Raw genomic sequence first — 5374 nt, 5'->3', positions numbered from 1 at the left:
CTGGCCGCCGAGAGCTCGTCGATGTAGGCGAAGACCAGCTCGGCGAAGGCCGCCAGCGTGGCCGCGGACACCCCGCTGGCGACCGCGGTCGCCGACAGCTCCCGCCACGAGACCCGGGCCCCCACCCGGTACGCCGCCAGCAGGGCGTCGGCGGACCGGCCGTTGCGGGCCTCGCCGCGCCCGAGTGCGTAGGCACCCTCCAGGGCCGGCGACAACGGGGTTCCCGGGTCCACCGATCGGCCGCGCGAGGCCAGCCGGAGGAAGCCGGCCAGCGCCATCTGCACGGCGTTCTCGATGTTGGCCCCGAGGGAGCCGCTGAGCGCGTCGGCGTACTCGGGCACCTCGTCCATGATCGCCCGGATCGTGTGCCCGGCGACCCCGCGCAGCTGCTCGCGGAGCAGGTCGGTCAGGGCCGGGTCCAGGCGCAGGGCGGTGCCGCTGGCGGGCGGTGGTGTGACGGGCGGCTCACGGCCGGCCATGGTTTGTCCATCGCGAACAAGAAGTGGGGACGGATTCACACGCCATGCACAGGAATTTACACCCTCCACTCAGGCACAGTGGTGTTGTGACGACGACTGCCGAGCACGCCGCCGGGGCTGCGCTGCGCCGTCGCCTGCTCCGGCTGGCCGAGGCAGCCACCACCCCGCTGCTGCCCGGGGACTACCTGGACCTGTTCGCGCCGCTGCGCGCGGGCGCCGAGCTGCGCGGCCGCATCGTGGAGGTGCGGCCCGAGACGCGCGACGCCGCGACCGTGGTGATCCGGCCGGGCGCCGACTGGGCGGGGCACGTGCCCGGGCAGTACGTCCGCATCGGAGTCGAGGTCGACGGCGTGCGCCAGTGGCGCGCCTACTCGCTCACCCACGGACCGCGTCCGGACGGCCACATCGCGATCACCGTGAAAGCCGTCCCTGACGGGCTCGTGAGCGGGTACCTGGTCCGCGAGGCGCGCCCGGGAACGCTGGTCCACCTCGAGCAGGCCGCCGGCGAGTTCGTGCTGCCCCCGGGGGGTGGCAGGTTCCTGTTCGTCACCGCGGGCTCAGGCATCACCCCGGTGGTCGGGATCCTGCGCAACCTCTTCCCGGTGACCGACAGCGGGGTGCTGCGGCTGCCCCGCAGCGCGGCGTACGACCTGGTGGTCCTGCACGTCGCGCCCAGCCGGCCGGACTCCATCTTCGTCTCCGACCTCGAGGCGCTGGCCGAGGCCGGGGCGATCCGGCTGGTGGCCCGCTACGACGACCAGCACGGCCTGCTCGACCTCGCCGACCTGGAAGCACTGGTCCCGGACCTGGCCCACCGCACCACCTTCGCCTGCGGGCCGGCCGGCCTGCTCGACGCCCTCGAGGCCCACCACGCCGAGGCAGGCCTCGAGCTGTGCACCGAACGCTTCCGCGTCTCCTACGTGGAGCCCGGTGCGGGCGGCTCGGTGCACTTCACCGGCTCCGGCACCGTCGTCACGGCCGACGGCGCGACCCCGATCCTCGATGCGGCGGAGGCCGCCGGGGTGCTCATGCCCAGCGGCTGCCGGATGGGCATCTGCTTCGGCTGCGTGCTCCCGCTGCGCGAGGGCGCCGTGCGCGACCTGCGCAACGGCGCCGTCACCACCGCCGCCCCCGGGGACGGGGTGGCCATCCAGACCTGCATCTCGGCCGCGGCCGGGGACTGCCACATCGACCACTGAAAGGCCCGGCCTTGACTGCGATCCAGAAGAAGCCGAACAACCCCGTCGCACACCTGACCCCCGAGGACATCGAGGAGCTGGGCCGCGAGCTCGACGCGATCCGCCAGGAGGTGCTCGACTCTCGCGGCGCCTCCGACGCGGCGTACATCCGGAGGGTCATCACCACCCAGCGCTACCTGGAGCTGGGCTCCCGCGCCGTGCTGCTGTTCTCGCTGTTCCCGCCCGCGTGGGTGGCCGGGACCGCCGGGCTCGGGGTCGCCAAGATCCTGGAGAACATGGAGATCGGGCACAACGTCCTGCACGGCCAGTGGGACTGGATGCGCGACCCGAAGATCCACTCGACCACGTGGGAGTGGGACAACGTCACCCCCGCGGAGCAGTGGAAGCACTCGCACAACGAGCTGCACCACACCTACACCAACGTCATCGGCAAGGACAACGACCTCGGGTACGGCATCATGCGGGTCGACGAGGACCAGCCCTGGGAGCCCCTGCACCTGGGCCAGCCGCTGTGGAACTTCGTCAACATGCTCTTCTTCGAGTACGGCATCGCGGCGTACGACCTGGAGCTGCGCGGCAACCTCAAGCGCGGGGCCACCAAGAGCCCCGAGTTCCGCGAGAACGCGGGCAAGGTGCTGCGCAAGATCCGCCGCAACGTCACGCGCGACTACGTGATCCACCCGGTGCTGTCCGGCCCGTCCTTCTTCCACACCCTCAGCGCCAACGCCGTGGCCAACCTGATGCGCAACGTGTGGAGCCACGCGATCATCATGTGCGGGCACTTCCCCGAGGGCGTGGAGACCTTCGAGAAGCGCTCGATCGAGGGGGAGACCCGCGGCGACTGGTACCTGCGCCAGATGCTCGGCTCGGCCAACATCTCCGGCTCCAAGGTCGTGCACATCATGTCGGGCAACCTGTCCCACCAGATCGAGCACCACCTGTTCCCGGACCTGCCGTCGAACCGGTACGCCGAGGTCGCGCCGAAGGTCCGCGCGCTGTTCGACAAGTACGGCCTCACCTACGTCTCGCGGCCGCTGGTGCCGCAGGTCTACTCCGCCTGGCACCGCATCTTCCGGCTGTCCACGCCCAACGGCTGGCTGGACACCACGACGGTGCGCAACCTGCCCTCCCAGCTGGCCCTGCTGGTGAAGATGGTCAGGGGCGGGCCGCGGGTACGCCGCGCCGCCCAGGCCCGGATGGTCCAGCAGGCCCGCCGGGCCGCGGCCTCCGGAACCCCGGAGACCACGGCCCGCGCCGCCGCCTGACCCTCCAGAGATAGTCCGCCGCGCAAATCATCATGGGGGACTCGGAAATGATGATTCTCGCGGCGGACTATCGTGCTCAGCCCAGGACGGGCTTGTTGGAGCGGATCGTGCCCTCCGGGTCGCGGGCCAGCTTCAGCTCCCGCAGCCGGGCCAGGCGGGCGGCGTCGTACCCCGCGGCGTCCTCCTGCCCCTCCCCGGTGAAGTTGGGCATCCGGTAGCGGCTCGCCAGGGGCGCCATCGCGGCGTCGAGCCCGGCCAGGGCGTGGTGGATCGGCTCGACCAGCTCCGGCACCGCCGGCATGCCGAGGGCGAAGAGCTGGAACGGCTCGGACACCGGCCGCACCGCGCCGCCCGCGGGGGAGTTCTCGGCGAACGCGCCGCCCAGCCCCCGGATCTGGACGATCATCAGCGGGGAGCGGGCCGGGTCGGCGACCTGGGTGACCAGGCGGTCGATGCCGGCGTCGTCGAGGTCGGTCAGCAGCATGGAGTGCTCGATGCCGGGCATCGGGTCGGTCGGCTCGGCCGCCACCTCGCTGAGCTGGCTGGGCTGGATGGGCCGCATCAGGTCGAGCTCCACCGGAGCCGCCTCCCGCAGCGACCACAGCAGGATCTCGGCCATCTGGGCCGACCCGACGTACGTCGAGGCGACGTTGACGAACGAGCGACCGCGCAGCGGCTCGGGCACCTCCTCCATCGGCGGGAAGTGCAGGATGTGCGCCCACAGGGTCAGCTCCCGCGGGGCAACCCGGGCCAGGTCCCGGAACGCCCGCAGCACCGCCGGGGCGTGCTCGACCGGCCAGAGCAGCTGCCCGCCGTACATCTCGGGGGCCTCGAAGAGGCGGAGGGTGGCGCGCACGACGATGCCGAAGTCGCCCCCGCCGCCACGGAGCGCCCAGAACAGCTCGGGGTCGGTCTGGGCGGTGACGTGCACCAGCTCGCCGGCCGGGTCGACCACGTCGAAGGCGACGACGCTGTTGGCGGTGAACCCGTGCAGCCGGGTGAACCAGCTCACGCCACCGCCGAGGCTGAGGCCGACGACGCTCGGGTCGGAGTTGCTGCCGGCCAGTGCCATCAGGCCGGTGCCGTCCAGGGCCGCGCAGAGCTCGCCGAACTTCACGCCGGCGCCGACGGTCGCCAGCCGGCGCTCGACGTCGACCTCGATGCCGCCGAGCGCACGGGTCCTCAGCAGCAGGGTCCCGTCGACGGTGGCGCGGGGCGCGTGGCCGGTGGGCTGCGCCGCCACGGCCCAGCCGTGGGCACGGGCCCAGCGGACCGCCTGGACGACGTCGTGGGCGTCGGCCACCTCGAGCACGGCGCCCGGCTGCTGCTCGACGTTGAGCAGCCAGGGCGTGCGGGCGCGGTCCCAGTCCTGGTCGCCGGGGGTCACCAGGCGGCCGTGGACGACCTCGCGCAGGGCGGCGAAGAGCGGGTCCGCACCGGGGGTCTCCTGGCTGCGGACGAGGGTGGTGCTGGTCATGGTGGAACTCCTTGGTCGGGGTCTTCTCGGTGGGACCAGGCTCCGACGTCGTGCTTGGGAACGGGTTGGCCCCGACTTGGGGCGATCCGTCCGGTCCCCGCCCACGCCACCGGGGCCCTATGCTGCGTGCGTGCTGGTGGGCGTCCTGGGCGAGACCCTGTGCCTGGCCGACGGCGGTCCCGTCGACCTCGGCACGCGCAAGCAGCGGGCGATCGTGGCCGGCCTCGCGCTGTCGGCCGGCCGGCCGGTGTCGTACGACGCGCTGGTGGACCTGCTCTGGGGTGACTCGCCGCCCGACGGGCTGCCCACCACGCTGCACGTGTACATCGCCGGGCTGCGCAAGGCGCTGGAGCCGAACCGTGCCCCGCGCACCCCGGCCCAGGTCCTGGTGACCGTCGGCGGCGGCTACGCGCTGCGGGTGGAGGAGGTCGACGCGGTCCGCTTCGACCGGGTGGTCGCCGACACCCACCGCCGGCTGGGCCACACCGGGGTCTTCGCCACCCCCGACCTGCGCCCGGACGTGCTCACCGAGCTCGGCACCCGGCTGGACGAGGCCCTCGCCCTGTGGCGCGGGGTGCCCTACGTCGACCTCGAGGGGGCCGACGCGGCGGTGGCGGAGCGGGCCCGGCTCGAGGAGCTGCGCACCCTGGCGCTGGAGGACCGGGCGGTGGTGGGCCTCGCCCTCGGCCAGCACGCGACCGTGGCCGGGGAGCTGGAGTCGCTGACCGCGGCGTACCCCCTGCGAGAGCGGCTCTGGGGCCTGCGGGCCCTCGCGCTCGCCCGGTCCGGCAGGCAGGCCGACGCGCTGGCGGCGCTGGCACGGATCCGGGAGATCCTCGACGAGGAGCTCGGCCTGGAGCCCTCGCTGGAGCTGAGGGACCTGCAGACCGCGGTGCTCCGGCAGGACCCGGCCCTCGGCTGGCAGCCCGCAGCCGGGTCGGCCGCGCAAGCCCC

General features: G+C 73.3%; 5 protein-coding genes. 3 read left to right on the top strand and 2 right to left on the bottom strand.

Annotated features, from left to right (window positions below; genetic code table 11):
- A partial coding sequence (locus tag PLP61_RS14675; protein ID WP_502889073.1) for a PucR-like N-terminal domain-containing protein occupies positions 1-479 on the bottom strand: 479 nt, incomplete at its 3' end.
- 86 nt (positions 480-565) lie between these two features.
- On the opposite strand from PLP61_RS14675, the gene PLP61_RS14670 reads away from it, so the two are divergent.
- Positions 566-1678, top strand: a complete 1113-nt coding sequence (locus PLP61_RS14670; RefSeq protein WP_324503493.1) for a ferredoxin reductase — start codon at positions 566-568, stop codon at positions 1676-1678.
- Between the two features lie 11 nt (positions 1679-1689).
- Entirely contained in the window at positions 1690-2943 is a 1254-nt protein-coding gene (locus PLP61_RS14665; RefSeq protein WP_324503492.1) for a fatty acid desaturase family protein, read from the top strand.
- A 76-nt stretch (positions 2944-3019) separates the two neighbouring features.
- On the opposite strand, the gene PLP61_RS14660 is transcribed toward PLP61_RS14665, so the two are convergent.
- Positions 3020-4420: an FAD-binding oxidoreductase gene (locus PLP61_RS14660; RefSeq protein ID WP_324503491.1), complete on the bottom strand. Its 1401-nt coding sequence runs from the start codon at positions 4418-4420 to the stop codon at positions 3020-3022.
- Between the two features lie 130 nt (positions 4421-4550).
- Between PLP61_RS14660 and PLP61_RS14655 the strand changes: the two genes are divergently transcribed.
- Positions 4551-5374 (top strand): AfsR/SARP family transcriptional regulator (locus PLP61_RS14655; RefSeq protein WP_324503490.1); only part of this gene is annotated, 824 nt, incomplete at its 3' end.

It is taken from the genome of Nocardioides sp., from assembly GCF_035429765.1.
Taxonomy (GTDB): domain Bacteria; phylum Actinomycetota; class Actinomycetes; order Propionibacteriales; family Nocardioidaceae; genus Nocardioides.
The sequence above is the reverse complement of the archived record's forward strand: the minus strand, read 5'-3'. Positions and strand labels throughout refer to the sequence as shown.